This is a genomic window from Polaromonas sp. P1_E11, from assembly GCF_056405995.1.
This window is the reverse complement of the sequence record NZ_JBFUBA010000004.1, coordinates 1-16887: the sequence shown is the minus strand read 5'-3', so window position 1 is coordinate 16887 and position 16887 is coordinate 1. Positions and strand designations below refer to the sequence as shown.

The following is a 16887-nucleotide window of genomic DNA, read 5'->3' as shown; positions in this document are numbered from 1 at the left end:
TGCGATGGAAAACCACAGCGAGGTTTCGCAGGCGATGGAGGCGCTCCATGCCAAGGCCGCGCGTCTGGTCTTGCTGTTGGAGGAAGCGGGCGATCAGGGTGATCCCTTGCTGCCTTTGGCCTCGTCCCTGCTGGACGACATTGACGCCCTGCGCGCGCTGCATCTGCGCGTGGTGATGCGGTCTCACGCATCGGCTTGAACAGGGGTAAACCCCTGATTTTTACGCTTTCTTTATACCGGCTACCGGTCTTTCATCCCCGTTTTTACACGCCGAATCCGAAACTTCTTCCATCGTTTGTTGTTGGAGAAAGTCATGGATCTCGCGTTTATTCTTGGCGCCGCCGCCCTCTGGGGTGTGATGGTCTTGCTGGTCTGGGGCTTCCAGAAGCTTGAAAAATCCGAAGGAGGCCGTTCATGATCAGCCTCGACGTTTTGTACGGCTTTGGCGGCGTCTGCGCCGTTCTGCTGCTCACCTACCTCGTCTATGCGCTGATCTGCGCCGAGGAGTTTTGATGAGCAACTCGTCTTGGGGTCTGCTGGCCCTTTTTCTGGGTGTGTTGCTGCTCACCGCCTGGCCGCTGGGTATCTGGCTGGCCCGCCTGTATTCCGGCAGCCTCCCCAACTGGATGCATAAGGCGGAAGCGCCGCTGTACCGCCTGGCCGGTACATCGGCCGATACCAACATGAAGTGGTCGCAGTACGCGCTGGCCTTGCTGGCCTTCAACGCGCTCGGTGTGCTGGCCGTTTATGCCCTGCAGCGCCTGCAGGTCTGGCTGCCGCTCAACCCGGCTGGCATGGCTGCGGTGACGCCCGACTCGGCCTTCAACACCGCCGTCAGCTTTGTCTCCAACACCAACTGGCAGGGCTATGCCGGTGAGTCCACCATGAGCTACCTCACGCAGATGCTGGTGCTCGCGGTGCAGAACTTCTTCTCGGCCGCCACCGGCATTGCGGTGGTGTTTGCGCTGTTCCGCGGGTTTGCGGCGCGGGCGACCGGCGCCATCGGCAACTTCTGGGTGGACGTAACGCGCATCACGGCCTGGCTGCTGCTGCCGCTGTCGCTGGTGTTTGCCGTCTTCCTTGTGGGGCAGGGCGTCATCCAGAACTTTGATGCCTACAAAGACGTGAGCACGCTGGAAGTGACCAGCTACCAGCAGCCGAAAAACGGCCCTGATGGCCAGGCGCTGAAAGACGACAAGGGCAATCCCGTCATGGAAGACGCCAAAACCGACAAGCAAACCCTGGCCATGGGCCCGGTTGCTTCGCAGGAGGCTATCAAGATGCTGGGCACCAATGGCGGCGGCTTCTTCAACGCCAATTCAGCGCACCCTTACGAAAACCCGACGGCGCTGAGCAATTTTTTTCAGATGCTGTCCATCTTCCTGATTCCGGCGGCGCTGTGCTTCGCCTTCGGCCGCGCGGTGGGCGACCAGCGCCAGGGCTGGGCTGTGCTGGCCGCCATGACGGTGATGTTTGTCATCGCGGTGGTGGCCATCACGCCCGCCGAGCAGGCCGGCAACCCGTTGCTGCCGCCTTTGGGCGTGGACCAGACGGCCAGCGCGCTACAGGCCGGCGGCAACATGGAAGGCAAGGAAACCCGCTTCGGCATCAATGCGTCCAGCCTGTTCGCGGTCATCACGACGGCGGCCTCCTGCGGCGCGGTCATTGCCATGCACGACTCCTTCACGCCGCTGGGCGGCATGGTGCCCATGGTGATGATGCAGCTGGGCGAGGTGGTGTTCGGCGGCGTTGGCACGGGCCTCTACGGCATGCTGATCTTCGCCATCCTGGCGGTGTTCATCGCCGGCCTCATGATTGGCCGCACGCCGGAATACCTGGGCAAGAAGATCGAGGCGCACGAGATGAAGCTGACTTCGATCGCCATCCTGGTCACGCCTGTCCTGGTGCTGGCCGGCACCGCCATCGCCGTATTGGCCGGCGCCGGCAAGGCCGGCATTGCCAACCCCGGTGCGCACGGTTTTTCTGAAATTCTTTACGCGCTGAGCTCGGCCGGCAACAACAACGGCAGCGCCTTCGCGGGGCTGTCGGCCAACACGCCGTTCTACAACACGCTGCTGGGCATCGTCATGTGGCTGGGGCGCTTCGGCTTCATCGTTCCGGTGCTGGCCATTGCCGGTGCGCTGGCCGCCAAGAAACGCCTGCCGGTCACGGCCGGCACCATGCCCACGCACGGCCCGCTGTTCGTGACGCTGTTGATAGGCACCGTGCTGCTGGTAGGCCTGCTCAATTACGTGCCTGCCCTGGCGCTGGGCCCGGTGGTCGAGCACCTGATGCTGTGGCCAGGCAAATAACCGCAAGGCTCAAAGAGAAACCCATATGAGTACCCAAAAAACTTTAGTGCTGCTGGATCCCGCGCTGCTCAAGCCGGCCATCGTGGCTTCGTTCACCAAGCTGAGCCCGCGTGTGCAGTGGCGCAACCCGGTCATGTTTGTCGTCTACATCGGCAGCATTCTCACGACCTTGCTGGGCCTGCAAGCCTTGCAGGGCCAGGGCGAAGCACCGGCCGGATTCATCTTTGCCGTGGCCGTCTGGCTGTGGTTCACCGTGCTGTTCGCCAACTTTGCCGAAGCGCTGGCCGAGGGCCGCAGCAAGGCCCAGGCGGCGTCGCTGCGAAGTCTGAAAAAAAGCACCTGGGCCAAGAAGCTCAAGGAGCCCCGGCATGGCTCCACGTTCCTGCCGCAAGAAGCTGAAAATCTCAGAAAAGGAGACGTGGTGCTGGTCGATGCCGGCGACATGATTCCGCTGGACGGGGAAGTGATTGAAGGCGTGGCCTCGGTCGACGAAAGCGCCATCACCGGTGAATCGGCCCCGGTGGTGCGCGAGTCGGGGGGCGACTTCTCGGCCGTGACCGGTGGCACGCGCGTGCTGTCCGACTGGCTGGTGGTGCGCATCACCGTCAACCCCGGCGAGTCCTTCCTGGACCGCATGATCAGCATGGTCGAAGGCGCCAAGCGCCAGAAGACGCCCAATGAAATCGCCTTGACGATTTTGCTGGTGGCGCTGACCATTGTTTTCCTGGTGGTCACGGTCACCTTGCTGCCGTTCTCCGTGTTCAGCGTGGGTGCGGTGGGAGCCGGCACGGTAGCGAGCATCACTGCATTGGTGGCGCTGCTGGTCTGCCTGATCCCGACCACGATTGGCGGCCTGCTGTCGGCGGTGGGTGTTGCCGGCATGAGCCGCATGATGCAGGCCAACGTCATCGCCACGTCGGGCCGCGCGGTTGAGGCTGCCGGCGACGTGGATGTTCTGCTGCTGGACAAGACCGGCACCATCACCCACGGCAATCGCCAGGCTTCGAGTTTTTTGCCCGCGCCCGGCGTGTCTGAAAAAGCGCTCGCCACCTGCGCCATGCAGGCCTCCTATGCCGATGAAACGCCGGAGGGCCGCAGCATCGTGGCGCTGGCCCTGAAGCTGGCCGTAAGCCAGTCGCCCATGCAGGCCGTGACCGAGGTTCCCTTTACTGCGCAAACCCGCATGAGCGGAATGGACGCCTTGAATCCCGATGGAAGCAAGCGGCAATTGCGCAAGGGCGCGGTCGATGCGATTCGCAAGCATGTGGAAGCACTGGGCGGCAGCGTGCCGGCCGAGGTGCTGCGCGCCTCCGACGAAGTGTCGCGCCGCGGCAGTACGCCGCTGGCCGTGGCCGACGGCAGCACGGTGCTGGGCATCGTGGAGCTGAAAGACATCGTCAAGGCCGGCATCAAGGAACGCTTCGGCGAGCTGCGCCGCATGGGCATCAAAACGGTGATGATCACCGGCGATAACAGGCTCACGGCCGCTGCCATCGCCGCCGAGGCGGGTGTTGACGACTTCCTGGCCGAGGCCACGCCGGAAGACAAGCTCAAGCTGATACGCCAGTACCAGGCTGAAGGCCGGCTGGTGGCGATGACGGGCGACGGCACCAATGACGCGCCGGCCCTGGCCCAGGCCGACGTGGCGGTGGCCATGAACAGCGGCACCCAGGCTGCCAAGGAGGCCGGCAACATGGTGGACCTCGATTCCAACCCGACCAAGCTGCTGGAGATTGTGGAAACCGGCAAGGCCTTGCTGATGACGCGCGGCTCGCTCACTACGTTTTCGATTGCCAACGACGTGGCCAAGTATTTCGCCATCATCCCGGCGATCTTTGTGACCACCTACCCGCAGCTGGCTGCGCTTAACGTGATGCGCCTGGGCAGTCCGTCGTCAGCGATTTTGTCGGCGGTGATTTTCAACGCCCTGATCATCATGTTCCTGATTCCGCTTGCGCTCAAGGGCGTCAAGTACCGTGCTGTGGGCGCCGCCACGCTGCTGCGCCGCAATCTGCTGATTTACGGCCTGGGCGGTCTCATCGTGCCCTTTATCGGAATCAAGGCGATTGACCTGCTGCTGGTAGCACTGAACCTCGCCTGAACACCTGCATATCAAGGAATCCTCATGACAAATATTCTTCGCCCCGCAATTGTGATGTTCACCGTGCTGACCCTGGTCACCGGTGTGGCCTACCCGCTGGTGGTGACCGGCGTCGCGCAATCGTTGTTCCCGTCGCAGGCCGGCGGCAGTCTGATCCAGCGTGATGGCAAGGCCGTCGGTTCTTCGCTGATCGGGCAGAACTTCAGCGATCCCAAACACTTCTGGGGCCGTCCGTCGGCCACGGGCCCCATGCCTTACAACGCCGCAGCTTCCAGCGGCTCCAACCAGGGCCCGCTGAATCCCGCGCTGGTCGATGCCGTCAAGGGCCGTGTCGAGGCGCTGAAAGCGGCCGATCCCGGTAACACGGCTCAGGTGCCGGTGGACCTGGTCACGGCTTCTGCCAGCGGGCTGGACCCGCACATCAGCCCGGCTGCGGCTCGTTACCAGGTGGCCCGCGTGGCTAAAGCACGCGGCCTGCCGCTTGAGAAGCTTCAGGCCCTGGTCGGGCAGCACACAGAGCAGCCCTTGCTGGGCTTTCTGGGCGAGGCCCAGGTGAATGTGCTGCAACTCAACTTCGCGCTGGAAGCGCTTCGGTAAGAGAAATTTCCATGGACTCTGATCTTTTGCGGGTCTTGTGTGCGTTGGCCGCCTTTGGCGTGCCGCTGGCGGTGGCCTGGTGGATCGCGGGCCGTAGTGAAAGGCAGGAGTCCGGCATGCCAAAAGATGGCGAGTCAGGCGAACAGGAAAAACACACCCGGTGTTACCCTTTGCGAGGCGATCTTTGAAACTTTTGAATCACCCAGTAACAGCGCAACGGCATGGCCAGTTTTCCCGACTCCCGCCCTGACCCCGACGAGCTTCTCGACCGCCTGCGCGGCGAGGAGGAAAAAGCGCGCCGTGGCCGTTTTCGCATCTACTTCGGCGCCAGCGCCGGCGTGGGCAAGACCTACGCCATGCTCAGCGCCGCGCAGCGCGAGCGCAAGACCGGGCGGGATGTGCTGGTCGGCGTCGTCGAAACGCATGGCCGCAGTGAAACCATGGAACTGCTGGCCGGGCTTGAGCAGTTGCCCCTGCAGGAGGTGGCCTACCGCGGACACAGGTTGAGAGAGTTCAACCTGGACGCGGCGCTGGCGCGCAAGCCGTCGCTGCTGCTGGTCGATGAACTCGCCCACAGCAATGTAGAGGGCTCGCGCCACGCCAAACGCTGGCAGGACGTGCAGGAGCTGCTGGAGGCCGGCATCGATGTCTGGTCGGCGGTCAATGTGCAGCACCTGGAAAGCCTCAACGGCACGGTGGGCGCCATCACCGGCATACGCGTGCATGAAACCGTACCGGACACGGTGCTGGACGGCGCCGATGAAATCATCCTGGTTGACGTTACGCCCGACGAGCTGATGGCGCGGCTGAAGGCCGGCAAGGTCTACCTGCCGCAGCAGGCTGAGCGCGCGGCGCAGAATTTTTTCCGCAAGGGCAACTTGATCGCGCTGCGCGAAATTGCCCTCAGGCGCACGGCCGAGCATGTGGAAGACGACGTGCGCAGCTACCGCGTCGAGAAATCCATAGCACCGGTCTGGAACACCGAAGGCGCCATCCTCGCCTGCATAGGCCCGCGCGAAGGGGCTGAGCAGACCGTGCGCACGGCGGCGCGCCTGGCCGGTCAGCTCAATGTGCGCTGGCACGCGGCTTATGTTGAAACGCCGCGCCTGCAACTGCTGGAGGTCGCCAGGCGCGACCGCATCCTGGCCGTCATCCAGCTGGCCGAAGAACTGGGCGCGGCCACAGCCGTGTTGACCGGCAGCGATGCCGCGGCCGAACTGGTGGCGCAAGCACAGCAGCTCAATTGCGCCACGTTGGTGGTGGGGCGCCCGCAGCTGCCGGGTTGGCGCGCGCTGTGGGCCGGCTCCACCATGACGCGCCGGCTGGCCACGCTGGCGCCTACCCTGGACATCGTGGAAGTGGGCCATGCCGACAGTGCGCGGCGGCTGACGCGCGCCGTGCAGCGTTCTGCGGACGATGATGCCGCCGCGGCCTGGCAGGAGAGCCTGCCGCGATACGCATGGGCTGCGGCCGGCAGCGCAGCCGTCACCGTGCTGGCTTTGCCCTTGCTCAGTTTTTTTGACCTCGCCAACATCGTGATGCTGTTTTTGCTCTGTACGGTGCTGGTGGCGTTGAAGTTCGGGCGTGGGCCGGCGGCGCTGGCGGCTTTCCTCAACGTCGCGGCGTTTGATTTTTTCTTTGTGCCGCCCCAGCTGTCGTTTGCCGTCAGCGATGTGCAGTACCTGTTGACATTTTCCGTCATGCTGATGGTTGGCCTGCTGACCGGGCAGCTCACGGCGGGCCTGCGTTTTCAGGCGCGCATCGCGGCCAGCCGCGAGCGCCGCGCGCAGTCGCTGTTCGAGCTCACCCGCGACCTGTCGGCGGCGCTGCTGAGTGAGCAGGTCATGGAACTCGGCGAAGCGGCCGCGCAGCGCAACTTCGGCGGGCAGGCGGTGGTGATGGTGACCGACAGCCACGACCAGTTGCTGCCGCCCGCCAAACCGCCCGCGGATTTCGATGCCAGCGTGGCCGACTGGGTGTTCCGCAACGAACAGCCGGCGGGGCTGGCCACCGCCACCTTGTCGGCCCAGGCATGGCATTACATCCCGCTCAAGGCGCCGATGCGCGTGCGTGGCGTGCTGGCGCTCAAGCCTGCGCAGGCGCGCTGGCTGCTGATTCCCGAGCAGATGCAGCAGCTCGAAACCCTGGCGCGGCAGATCGCCATCGCGCAGGAGCGCGTGCACTATGTGGAGGTGGCCCAGCAGGCGGTGGTGCAGATGGAGTCCGAGAAACTGCGCAACATGCTGCTGGCGGCGATTTCGCACGACGTGCGCACGCCGTTGACCGCGCTGATCGGCCTGGCCGACTCCCTGCAGCGCACGGCGCCGCCACTGAGTAGCGAACAGTCGCAGGCGGCGCGCGCCATCGGCAGCGAAGCGCGCCACCTGAGCGCACTGGTCAACAACCTGCTGGACATGGCGCGGCTGCAAAGCGGTGCCGTTAACTTGCGAAGTGAGTGGCAGTCGGTCGAGGAAATCGTCGGCTCGGCGATCCGCCAGGCACAGCACGCGCTGGCCGGCAAGGCTGTCACGGCGGCGCTACCCGCCGATCTGCCGCTGGTCGAATTTGATGCGGTGCTGATGGAGCGCGTGTTGGTCAACCTGCTGGAAAACGCCGCCAAGTACGGGCGGGCGCCCATAGAAGTCAGCGCAGAGGCGACGGAGCAGGCGCTGACGCTGGCGGTGCGTGACCACGGGCCCGGCCTGCCCGCGGCCCTCAAGGGTCGGGAGCATGAGCTGTTCGAGAAGTTCACGCGCGGCGAGGCCGAGTCGGCCACGCCGGGCGTGGGGCTGGGCCTGGCCATCTGCCAGGCGGTCGTGCAGGCGCACCGCGGGCAGATCACGGCCGCCAATGCGCCGGGTGGTGGTGCAGAATTCACCATCACCCTGCCGCGGCGCCCGCCGCCGCAGGGCCTGCCCGAAACCGCCTGACCTTTCTTCCTCTTTGCCCATGTCCCACTCCGCACCCGTTGCCGTTGTGATTGAAGACGAGCCGCAGATACGCCGCTTTGTGCGCGCGGCGCTGGAAGCCGAAGGCTGGCAGGTGTTCGAAGCGGACACCGGCAAGCGCGGGCTGACCGAGGCCGGCACGCGCAAGCCCGACCTGCTGGTGCTGGACCTCGGCTTGCCTGACGGTGACGGGCTGGAGGTGATTCGCGACGTGCGCGGCTGGTCGGCCGTGCCGATTGTGGTGCTGTCGGCGCGTGCCGACGAGGCCGACAAAATTGCCGCGCTGGACGCCGGCGCCGACGACTACCTGACCAAGCCCTTCGGCGTGGGCGAACTGCTGGCCCGTGTGCGTGCCAACCTGCGCCGCCCGCGGGCTGCCAGCGCTGACGGAACGCCTGACGAGCCGCTTTTTACCTTTGGCGATGTGGTGGTGGACCGCCAGGCGCGGCTGGTGCGCCGCGGCGGCGTGGAGGTGCACCTCACGCCGATTGAATACCGCCTGCTCACCGTGTTGACGACCAACGCCGGGCGGGTGCTGACGCATCGCCAGCTGTTGCGCGAGGTGTGGGGCCCCGCCCATGCCGGGCAAAATCACTACCTGCGCATCTACATGGGCCACCTGCGCCAGAAGCTCGAGGCCGATCCGGCGCAGCCCAAACACCTGCTCACGGAAACGGCGGTGGGTTATCGCCTTTGGGTGGCCTGAGGGTCTTACCAGGCAATATTTAAGTGCCAAATACGGCTGCAGCCCAGGAATAACCTGCGCGAGCAGCTATAAAATAGATAGCAAATGACTGAACCTCTCAAACCCGGCCCGAGGCCTGTCGGCGCCGCCGTACGAATCCAGAAAGCAGCGCAAGCGGCGACTGCACCAGGCGCACCGGCCCCCACCGTGCGGTTGAACAAGCGCATGGCCGAGCTGGGCCTTTGCTCTCGCCGTGAAGCCGATGACTGGATCGCCCGCGGCTGGGTGCGTGTGAACGGTGCACCGGCCGTCATGGGGCAACCGGTGGCCGTGGATGCACGCATCGAGATTGACCGCCAGGCCGAGCAGCAGCAGCGCCAGCAGGTCACCATCCTGATCAACAAGCCGGTCGGTTATGTCAGCGGCCAGGCCGAAGACGGGCATGAGCCGGCCGTGGTGCTGGTGCAGCCGCAAAACCGCTGGCGCGAATGCAACAGCCGCATGCGCTGGGGCCACGAGCAGTTGCGTGGCCTGGCGCCGGCCGGGCGGCTGGACATCGACTCCATCGGGTTGCTGGTGCTGACACAGGACGGCCGTGTGGCGCGCCAGCTCATCGGCGAAGACTCCGAGATCGAAAAAGAGTATCTGGTGCGTGTCAGCTACAGAACCGAAAAGGGGGACGAAACGGCCAACGTGCAGGCCTTGTTCCCGCGCGAAAAGCTGGCGCTGCTGAATCACGGCCTGAGCCTGGACGGCCAGGCGCTCAAGCCCGCACAGGTGTCATGGCAAAACCCCGAGCAACTGCGTTTTGTGCTCAAGGAGGGCAAAAAACGCCAGATTCGCCGCATGTGCGAGCAGGTGGGCCTGTTTGTTACCGGCCTGAAGCGCGTGCGCATCGGCAATGTCAATCTGGGCCACCTGCCGGTCGGCCAATGGCGCTACCTGGCGCCGCACGAGCACTTCTAGTCTGCCCTGTCAGGCTCTGACCGTCCTGTGGGCCGTGCGTCCCTCTGTCCTACCCGGATGCGCGTCAACGGATGGCAGTTTCCCGTAGGCCAAAGCCTAAAGTGGGTTGTATGGCACTAATTACTTACCTGGTAGAAGACAACGAAATCGTTCTTGAGAACCTGATAGAGGCGCTCAAGGAGATTGCCGCTGTCCAGGTAACAGGCCACGGTGCCACCCAGACCGAGGCCACCCGCTGGCTGAAGCTCCACGACGGCGAGTGGCATCTGGCCATCGTGGATCTTTTCCTGAAAGAAGGCAGCGGGCTGGGCGTGCTCGCTGGTTGCCGCAATCGCGAGCCTTACCAGAAGGTGGTCGTCCTGAGCAACTACGCAACGGATGAAATCCGCAGGCGCGCCGCCGAACTCGGGGCCGATGCGGTGTTCGACAAATCCAGCGAGCTCGAAGGCCTGTTTGATTATTGCCAGGAACAAACGATCTTGCACTAGACAAACCGGCACGCTGCAATGCGGCACTTTGCTGTCGCACGGCCAGCCTCTGTTAACAGTGTGTGCTGAAACCTGTTGCTATTAATTTGGTAGCTGGTTGCGCTCGCTCTGCTTGCCTTAACACCGCTTTTTATCTGTAGAACTGCCGCTACAGCACTACCCGCTGGCGCATGGGCGCCTATGGCGCCACAATCGCGCCATGAGCACACCAGAACGGCTTGACGCCACGGCAACCATCCCCAAACCCGGGTCTTTCAGGTTGCCGACCTGGCTGCATGTGTCCGACATCCAGGGGCTGGCCCAGCTTGCCACGCAGGCCACCCTGGGCGTCACAGGCCTGGCGGAAACCGTGCAGGGCAATGTGTACAAAGCCGTTGCCGCACCGTTTGGCCTGCTGGGTTCAAGGTTCGTCGACAGCGCGCCGGGAAGCAGCGGCGTCAGGCCTTCCGGCATCACGGGCTGGGTCTACGGCAGCATCAGGGGCGTCACGCGGCTGGCGGGGGGGGCGGCCAATGTGGTGTTGTCGCGTGCGGTCCCGCTGGCCGGCGCGCAGGCTTCTTCACCGCAGCGCGAAGCCATGCTTTCGGCCCTGAGCGGCGTGCTGGGGGACCTGTTGCTTGACACCGCCAACCCGCTGGCCATCCGCATGAGCCTGCGCCATGAAGGCCAGCCGCTGGTGCTGGACCCACAGGCGCTGGCCGCGCGACTGCCGCACGCGACGGGAAAGATCCTGGTGATGGTTCACGGGCTGTGCATGAATGACCTGCAGTGGTGCGGCAACAGCGCGCTGCCGCAGGGCCATGGCGGCCAGCTGGCGCGCGAGCTGGGTTACACGCCGGTGTACCTGCACTACAACACGGGGCTGCATACCTCGGCCAACGGAGAGCAATTGGCCGGCTTGCTGCAGCAGCTGGTCAAGGCCTGGCCGCAGCCGGTGCAGGACGTGACGCTGCTGGTGCACAGCATGGGCGGCCTGGTTGCGCGCAGCGCCTGCCACCATGCCGCCCAGACGGGCCACAGCTGGCTGCAGCAGCTCAAAGCCATGGTGTTTTTGGGAACACCCCATCACGGCGCGCCGCTGGAGCGATTGGGCAGCTGGGTCGACGGCGTGCTGGGCAGCAACCTGGTGACGCGGCCCTTTGCCCGGATCGGCCAGGTGCGCAGTGCCGGCATCACTGACCTGCGCCACGGCAATGTGCTGGAAGCCGACTGGCGACAGGCGGGACGTTTTGAGCGCGGCCCCGACGTGCGAGAGGTCGTGCCCCTGCCCGGGGGCGTGGATTGTTATGCGGTCGCCGCGACCACGCTGTCAGCCGGCCGTGGCCCGCTGGTCCCGGTCAGGGAGGCGCTGGCGCGCAAGATGGTGGGTGATGGGCTGGTGTCCCTGGAAAGCGCCCTGGGCCTGCACGAAGAGGCAGCTCGCACGCTGGCGTTTGCGCCGGAAAACCAGTGGGTGGTGCAGGGCATGAACCACATGGAACTGCTGGGCCGCCCCGAGGTGACGCGCCAGCTGGTGCAATGGCTGGGCCGCTAGCCTTCCTGGCGGCCGGGAGTTTACGCAATCTGGTCAGGGGGTGACCAGGCTCACACTGACGGGCCAGCTGAAGTTGGAGGCCGAGGCGTCTGCGCCGGGTTTGCGTTCTTTCAGGCTGAAGGCGTGTTGCAGTGCCAGTTCAAAACGGCCTGGACGCAATGCGCAGACCCGGTAGCCGCCATCGGCTGCCTCGACCCGTGTGCCCGCGCTGCCGCTGACGTTCAGCTGCCAGCCCGCTACCTGCTGCTGGTTGAGCTGCAGGTCCATGCAGAAGCCCTTGCCCAGGGTCGATACCAGCACCATGCGCTGCGTGGCTGAAATGAGGGAGCCGGTTGTGTCGGCAGAGAACAGGGCGGCCGGGTGGCTGTTTTCCAGAATACGAAGCACAGCCGGAATGACGATGGCGAAATCCAGCTTCGTGCTGGCCTGGGGTTTGTCAACACTCAGCATCTCGCCTGCACGTGAAATCTGCGGTATGCAGAACATGGCCACCAGCAGCGCCGACAGCGCCATGAGGCGGCTGAAAGACGTTGGGTAGGTGCGGCAGGAGGACATTGGGGCTGAACCAGGAAATGATTAAGTACGCCCTCATAGTAACTAAATTGATAAAAGTGATGCAAGATATTAATGGCGGTAAACATGTGACTTATTTACCGGTTTATCTGGTTTTTCAGCAAATTTCAGTTTGTTTTTGATTGTTTTATCAAATTTCGGCCGATTGGCGCCGTTGATTTGTCAATTTTTGAGTTGCAGGGGGCCGTCGCTGCTCCCGATCCCGGACGCTCAGAGCTTCGCGCCGCCGGGCATCTCCGCCCACGTGGGCGCTCCATGGAGCGCGGAGGCGGTGTTTTCAGCGTTCGCGCTGCACGGCGAAATCGAGTGAGTTGGTTTGGCGCACCAGAATGACGGTCTTCGCAGGATCGCGAAGAACCGGGCTCCAGGGCAGCGGGACGTTGTCCGGAGAAACTTCGATCAAATGCTCTCCGGCTGCCACGTAGGGAAACTCGTAGCGGCCCTGGCTGTCGGTTCGCGTCACGTAGCGCCTGTCCAGGATAACGGTGACGCCAGGCACGCCGCCCTCAGAGGCTTCCCTGCGGCCATTGCTGTCTGCGTCAAAAAACACTGTGCCGGTGAGCCCGCCGGAGCCGGTTCCGGGCAAGCCGCCTAGCGGTGCGGTGGATGTGCCGGCACGGTCTTCGTAGCGCAGCAGCAGCTGGATGCTGCGGTTTGTCTGGGTGGTTGCAATGGCCTGCTGCGTTGCTGCCGTCAGGGCCGAGACCACCAGTGCTGGAAGCGGTTCCTGCCCGCGCGACTCGGTGTACCGAAGGGAGAGCGACCAGCCGCCGTAAGGTTGCCAGGTCACGCCGACATTGGCATTGACCGACTCGCCGCCGTCGCTGCGGCGGGCACCCCGCACCGACCCATCCAGCGACCATTGCGACCACGGCGACAGTGTGCCAAGAATGCCCCAGATCAGCCCGGTAGTGGGGCTGACGTTGCCGCTCATCCGCTCCCATGCCAGCGAGGTGCCGAAAGTGGCCGGCAAGACAACCGGCCAGCTTTGGTCTACCCCGAGCCGGGTCGTCCGGACGCCGGATGCATTGGCCAGGTCGGCGCGCCATTGGGTTTGGCCCCAGTCGCCGGCGCGGCTCCAGGACAGCTGCGCGGACTGGCCGGGGCTGGTGATGGTGCGAAAGCTCAGGGCTGCGCCCACCGAGTTGCGCGAATCGAGCAGGTAGCGGCCGTTGACGTTGATGAAGGCACTGCGTCCCGACGCACCGCTGCCTGCGCCGGCACGGCTCACGCTGTCGCTCAACTCGACTGCATACCCGGCTTGCCACTGCCGGGTGGAGGTGTCGGCTTGCCAGTAGACGCCTTGCAGGTCGCTGGCGAGGACGGTGGTGCCCCAGCGCAAATTGGGTTCAAAGCGGAAAACACCGGCTGTGGTACGCCAGCGTTCGGTGCGCCACGCGGCATCCAGCCAGAAGCCGGTTGCAACGCCCCCCTGCGTGCTGTCACTGCGTACCACGTTGGCCTGCATACGTAAGCCGCCGATGCGTTCGCTGGGTGAGCCATAACCGGTAGCCAGACCTGAGCCCCACGGCGCTGCGCCTTCCCAGGACGCCGCGGCAAAATAAGCCCGGGTGTTGAGGGAGTTGCCGAAGCCTCCGCTGTCCGAAATGTTTTTGCCGTCGATCAGCTGGAATGCGGCGTCAGTGCGGCTTCCTGCTCCCAGTGCGTCACCGGTGGGCAGGCGAAATTGCGCACCGGCAGACCCGATGCTGCCGCCGGAGGTCTGGAACCCTGCAGCATCCAGCCCGCTGAAGAGGCCGGTACGTCCCGCGGCTGCGTTCAGGTCTACGGTGTCGTTCAGGTACCACTGTCCGCCAACACCCCGGATGGGTGTGGCAGGCACCGATACGCGCCCCGTACCACGGGCGAGCCGGGTGCTGACGGTATTGATGTCGCCCGCGTTGTGGTTGGCAAACCAGCCACCGTCCAGCGGCAGGGCGCGCTGGTCAATGCGCCAGGTGCTGCCGCTGCTTTGTGCCTGATTGCCCGGCGCATTTGATTGCTGCTGGACCAGGTTGGCATTAACCGAGAGCGCGCCGTGGTTCGGTGTGTCCAGGAAGCCGCCTATGCCCAACGCGCGGGATGTGCTGTCGCCGCTACCGCTTTGTTTGAACAGGGAGTAGTCAACACGCCAGCTTCGCGGCCAGCCCGCTTCGTTGTATTCACTGGCCTTCAGCTGGAGGCCGCCGTCCGGGTCCGGCAGGCCCTCCATGACGCGGTCCACATAAGGCTGGCCCTCGGCGGGAGGGGCCGGTGCCTGGGCCAAGGCCGCAGCCGTTGCAAAACCGGCCCCAAGTCCCGCAAGGCCGAAGCGCCACCACTTGAGTGGCCAGGAAGAAGGGATGATCGGCGTGTGCGCCCGTCGCGTCATGGGGCGAAGCGCTGCTCAATACTTTGTGTTTGGCCTTTGCCCCACTCGAGCTTGCCGCGCACCGTGACGGGGTAGCGGATTTGCACTGCCGTGTCCTGGTCGCCCGGCCGTGTGGCGCTCAGTGAAATGGTGCGCGTCTCCCCAGGCAATATGGGGGTATTGGCGGGTGAGAATTCCAGTGACGTGTTGGATGCATCGGTGCCGTTCAGAAAGCCGGTAACGCGGCCGTGGGCCGTGCCGCTGTTGCGGATCTGCAGGACGGGTGTGGGCTTGCCGTTCACGATCTGGACGCCCGAGCCGGCGACGCTCAGCTCCGGTGTTGCGCCGCCGATGGTGACGTACACCACCACGCCGAGACGCGCGGAAAACGGGATGGGCGGACCTGACTCCATGCGGGTGACCTGCTCCTGGCCTTCCAGCATGATGGCAAAGCGGCATTCACCCGGTTTTGCATCAGGCGGCACATTGACTTCAAAGCGAAACCGGTAAGGACGCCCACCCGCAACAGTGAGTTCGCGCCGCTCAATGGACACCCAGGGGCGGCAGCTGCCGGGCCCCAGTTCATCGTTAAAAGTGACGGAGTTGTCCATGCCAAGCCGCCAGTCCGCCGTCTTGATACTGAACGTTGAGGCAGCTGACGATGCATTGGTGATTTCCATGACCTGGCGGGTGCGCTCGCCTGGTTTGACTTCAAGTTCGAATCGGGGAGGGGACACTGCCAGCGCAAATTCGCTGGCCGTCGCGACAGGTGCAATCAGTGCAAAGGCCAATCCAAGAACGCCGGTGGCATACCGCGGCATGGCAGGCAATCGGAGACGGGTCATGGGGTATCTACCTCGAAATAAAACTGCAGGGCCTGGGATGACGTCAACGCGCGCCCATCTGTTTTGACAAGCAACTCAACGGTTTCTTCCAGGGAAGCCGCGCTGACGATGCCGTCAAAGATCAGGGTGCGCCCGCCAGACCGCAACGAGCCCGGCAACAAACGGCCCTGGGTTCGCCAGGTGACAAAGATGGGCTCGCCCGGGACAGGAGCCAGCCCCATGTAAAGCCTGACCGGCTGGTTCAGCCAGCGCGACAGGTTCAGGCGAAGCGCGACCCGCAGGCTGGCTTCTACCGAATTGTCGGCTCCGCGGCCGGGAACCAGTTGTCGCCAGCGCATGGGAACGACGCTCTGAGTGGCTACCGTGCCGGTGTCATCCACACGGGTGGTGGCGGCCGACGCATGTTGCGCCGTCAGCACGTTGGCAAGCAGCAGGAGGGCGGAAAATCCGATGAGGTGTGACAGGCCGACCGGTCTTTTCATCATCATGGGGAGGTCAGGGTGTAGCTGACGCGGCCGGTGAAGGTGCCCGAACCCACCATTTGAGTATTGGCGTAGTTGAACTGCAGACAGCTTTCAAACCAGGTGTTGCGTGTAACGCTGAGCAGCGTTTGTGATGCACCGCCCACAAACGTTCCGCTGGGAATGGTGGCCGTCGCGTCTTGCGCGCCACCCGAAACCCAGGAGATGGTATTGAAGGGAATCGTGTTGCCAGTGGCGTTGACCAGCGAGGCCGGCGCGGTGGCGGTGAGTGTGGCGTTTGCGCCCGTGCCGGGCGTGCGGTAAAAGCCACCGACATAAACCTGTGAGGGCACTGTGCAATATGCAAAGCCGTCCCAAGGGCTGGCTGTGACAGTGCTGTCGGTCGTCATGGCGCTGGTGCCGGCTCCGATGTTGGCTGCTGGAATGGTGACCGAAACACGGTTGATGGTGGAGTTGTTGCCGGGCGTGCCCCCGGAATTGAAGTTGCCGCCGGTCATGGTTCCGGCGCCTACCTGCAAAAACAATGACTTGGTGCCTGCTGTGATGGTGACGACAAAGGCCTGCGCGCCTGCGCAGGCTAAGGCACCCCCCATCAATGCGGCGACGCGCAGCATCGGCAACACGCTGTTGCAAGTGGGCAAGAAGAGCTGGGATGGTGCACGCATAAGTGTCACTTTACGCTAACTGACAAATATCAACAAAAATAAAAATGGCCCCGCCAGGCGGGGCCATTTGTAGAGCGCGCGTGATTAGACCTGGGTGGCGGTATAGGTAATGCGGCTGTTTCTGGTGTTGACGCCGCCGTAGGTGCCGGCTGCGGGCACCGTTGTATTGAGGTAGGTGTAAGTCCATTTGCCTTCGACGCGGACCACGCGGTTGGTGGCGGTCAAGGTGGTGGCCGTGCCCGCATTGGGGCCTGCCCCGGTGGCAGCGCTGAATGCGGGGTGGGTGATGGCGGCATTGGTGAAGCCGGCGGTGCCGGTGGTGAGCGCTGCGCCCGTCCGTC

16 protein-coding genes and 1 pseudogene are annotated in these 16887 nt (G+C 64.2%); 11 read left to right on the top strand and 6 right to left on the bottom strand.

Annotated features, from left to right (window positions below):
* Positions 1 to 4: 4 nt before the first annotated feature.
* The 11 genes from AC1D11_RS15565 (at position 5) to AC1D11_RS15515 (ending at position 11631) form a co-directional block, all read left to right on the top strand.
* Entirely contained in the window at positions 5 to 199 is a 195-nt protein-coding gene (locus AC1D11_RS15565; protein WP_477649103.1) for a hypothetical protein, read from the top strand.
* Between the two features lie 215 nt (positions 200 to 414).
* Positions 415 to 513: a potassium-transporting ATPase subunit F gene (locus AC1D11_RS15560; RefSeq protein WP_457281368.1), complete on the top strand. Its 99-nt coding sequence runs from the start codon at positions 415 to 417 to the stop codon at positions 511 to 513.
* The gene (kdpA, locus tag AC1D11_RS15555) at positions 513 to 2312 is read left to right on the top strand and encodes a potassium-transporting ATPase subunit KdpA (RefSeq protein ID WP_477649104.1); all 1800 of its coding nucleotides are present in this window, start codon (positions 513 to 515) and stop codon (positions 2310 to 2312) included. The genes AC1D11_RS15560 and kdpA overlap by 1 nt, the downstream gene beginning before the upstream one ends.
* A gap of 25 nt (positions 2313 to 2337) precedes the next feature.
* Positions 2338 to 4413, top strand: a complete 2076-nt coding sequence (kdpB, locus tag AC1D11_RS15550) for a potassium-transporting ATPase subunit KdpB (protein ID WP_477649105.1) — start codon at positions 2338 to 2340, stop codon at positions 4411 to 4413.
* A gap of 24 nt (positions 4414 to 4437) precedes the next feature.
* Positions 4438 to 5010: a potassium-transporting ATPase subunit KdpC gene (gene kdpC, locus AC1D11_RS15545; protein WP_477649106.1), complete on the top strand. Its 573-nt coding sequence runs from the start codon at positions 4438 to 4440 to the stop codon at positions 5008 to 5010.
* Positions 5011 to 5021: 11 nt separating this feature from the next.
* Entirely contained in the window at positions 5022 to 5198 is a 177-nt protein-coding gene (locus tag AC1D11_RS15540) for a hypothetical protein (RefSeq protein WP_477649107.1), read from the top strand.
* Positions 5199 to 5231: 33 nt separating this feature from the next.
* Positions 5232 to 7940, top strand: coding sequence for a DUF4118 domain-containing protein (locus tag AC1D11_RS15535; RefSeq protein ID WP_477649108.1), 2709 nt, complete (start codon positions 5232 to 5234; stop codon positions 7938 to 7940).
* A 19-nt stretch (positions 7941 to 7959) separates the two neighbouring features.
* Positions 7960 to 8664, top strand: a complete 705-nt coding sequence (kdpE, locus tag AC1D11_RS15530; RefSeq protein ID WP_477649109.1) for a two-component system response regulator KdpE — start codon at positions 7960 to 7962, stop codon at positions 8662 to 8664.
* A gap of 84 nt (positions 8665 to 8748) precedes the next feature.
* A complete protein-coding gene (locus AC1D11_RS15525; RefSeq protein ID WP_477649110.1) occupies positions 8749 to 9609 on the top strand; it encodes a pseudouridine synthase in 861 nt (286 codons plus the stop codon).
* A gap of 110 nt (positions 9610 to 9719) precedes the next feature.
* A complete protein-coding gene (locus tag AC1D11_RS15520) occupies positions 9720 to 10097 on the top strand; it encodes a response regulator (protein WP_477649111.1) in 378 nt (125 codons plus the stop codon).
* A gap of 199 nt (positions 10098 to 10296) precedes the next feature.
* A complete protein-coding gene (locus AC1D11_RS15515; RefSeq protein ID WP_477649112.1) occupies positions 10297 to 11631 on the top strand; it encodes an esterase/lipase family protein in 1335 nt (444 codons plus the stop codon).
* A gap of 33 nt (positions 11632 to 11664) precedes the next feature.
* On the opposite strand, the gene AC1D11_RS15510 is transcribed toward AC1D11_RS15515, so the two are convergent.
* From AC1D11_RS15510 to AC1D11_RS15485, 6 genes and pseudogenes are all read right to left on the bottom strand, one after another.
* Complete coding sequence (locus tag AC1D11_RS15510; RefSeq protein ID WP_477649113.1) at positions 11665 to 12186, bottom strand: hypothetical protein; 522 nt, start codon at positions 12184 to 12186, stop codon at positions 11665 to 11667.
* Between the two features lie 295 nt (positions 12187 to 12481).
* Positions 12482 to 14575 carry an SdrD B-like domain-containing protein gene (locus AC1D11_RS15505; RefSeq protein ID WP_477649114.1) on the bottom strand — a complete coding sequence of 698 codons (2094 nt, stop codon included), beginning with the start codon at positions 14573 to 14575 and terminating at the stop codon, positions 12482 to 12484.
* Positions 14572 to 15399: a COG1470 family protein gene (locus AC1D11_RS15500; protein ID WP_477649115.1), complete on the bottom strand. Its 828-nt coding sequence runs from the start codon at positions 15397 to 15399 to the stop codon at positions 14572 to 14574. Before AC1D11_RS15500 ends, AC1D11_RS15505 begins: the two co-directional genes overlap by 4 nt.
* Positions 15396 to 15887 (bottom strand): hypothetical protein, encoded by a 492-nt coding sequence (locus AC1D11_RS15495; protein WP_477649116.1) that lies wholly within the window; start codon positions 15885 to 15887, stop codon positions 15396 to 15398. The genes AC1D11_RS15500 and AC1D11_RS15495 overlap by 4 nt, the downstream gene beginning before the upstream one ends.
* Positions 15884 to 16546, bottom strand: a complete 663-nt coding sequence (locus tag AC1D11_RS15490) for a hypothetical protein (RefSeq protein ID WP_477649117.1) — start codon at positions 16544 to 16546, stop codon at positions 15884 to 15886. Before AC1D11_RS15490 ends, AC1D11_RS15495 begins: the two co-directional genes overlap by 4 nt.
* Before the next feature lie 84 nt (positions 16547 to 16630).
* Positions 16631 to 16887 (bottom strand): annotated as a pseudogene (locus tag AC1D11_RS15485) (hypothetical protein); the annotation flags it as partial.

Bases quoted from the DNA above. Each gene is read 5' to 3' on its own strand.
- AC1D11_RS15540 (WP_477649107.1), top strand. From the start codon at position 5,022: ATGGACTCTGATCTTTTGCGGGTCTTGTGTGCGTTGGCCGCCTTTGGC.
- AC1D11_RS15510 (WP_477649113.1), bottom strand. From the start codon at position 12,186: ATGTCCTCCTGCCGCACCTACCCAACGTCTTTCAGCCGCCTCATGGCG.
- kdpE (WP_477649109.1), top strand. From the start codon at position 7,960: ATGTCCCACTCCGCACCCGTTGCCGTTGTGATTGAAGACGAGCCGCAG.
- AC1D11_RS15560 (WP_457281368.1), top strand. From the start codon at position 415: ATGATCAGCCTCGACGTTTTGTACGGCTTTGGCGGCGTCTGCGCCGTT.
- AC1D11_RS15490 (WP_477649117.1), bottom strand. From the start codon at position 16,546: ATGCGTGCACCATCCCAGCTCTTCTTGCCCACTTGCAACAGCGTGTTG.
- AC1D11_RS15565 (WP_477649103.1), top strand. From the start codon at position 5: ATGGAAAACCACAGCGAGGTTTCGCAGGCGATGGAGGCGCTCCATGCC.
- kdpC (WP_477649106.1), top strand. From the start codon at position 4,438: ATGACAAATATTCTTCGCCCCGCAATTGTGATGTTCACCGTGCTGACC.
- AC1D11_RS15525 (WP_477649110.1), top strand. From the start codon at position 8,749: ATGACTGAACCTCTCAAACCCGGCCCGAGGCCTGTCGGCGCCGCCGTA.
- AC1D11_RS15520 (WP_477649111.1), top strand. From the start codon at position 9,720: ATGGCACTAATTACTTACCTGGTAGAAGACAACGAAATCGTTCTTGAG.
- AC1D11_RS15500 (WP_477649115.1), bottom strand. From the start codon at position 15,399: ATGACCCGTCTCCGATTGCCTGCCATGCCGCGGTATGCCACCGGCGTT.
- AC1D11_RS15535 (WP_477649108.1), top strand. From the start codon at position 5,232: ATGGCCAGTTTTCCCGACTCCCGCCCTGACCCCGACGAGCTTCTCGAC.
- AC1D11_RS15495 (WP_477649116.1), bottom strand. From the start codon at position 15,887: ATGATGATGAAAAGACCGGTCGGCCTGTCACACCTCATCGGATTTTCC.
- AC1D11_RS15515 (WP_477649112.1), top strand. From the start codon at position 10,297: ATGAGCACACCAGAACGGCTTGACGCCACGGCAACCATCCCCAAACCC.
- kdpA (WP_477649104.1), top strand. From the start codon at position 513: ATGAGCAACTCGTCTTGGGGTCTGCTGGCCCTTTTTCTGGGTGTGTTG.
- kdpB (WP_477649105.1), top strand. From the start codon at position 2,338: ATGAGTACCCAAAAAACTTTAGTGCTGCTGGATCCCGCGCTGCTCAAG.
- AC1D11_RS15505 (WP_477649114.1), bottom strand. From the start codon at position 14,575: ATGACGCGACGGGCGCACACGCCGATCATCCCTTCTTCCTGGCCACTC.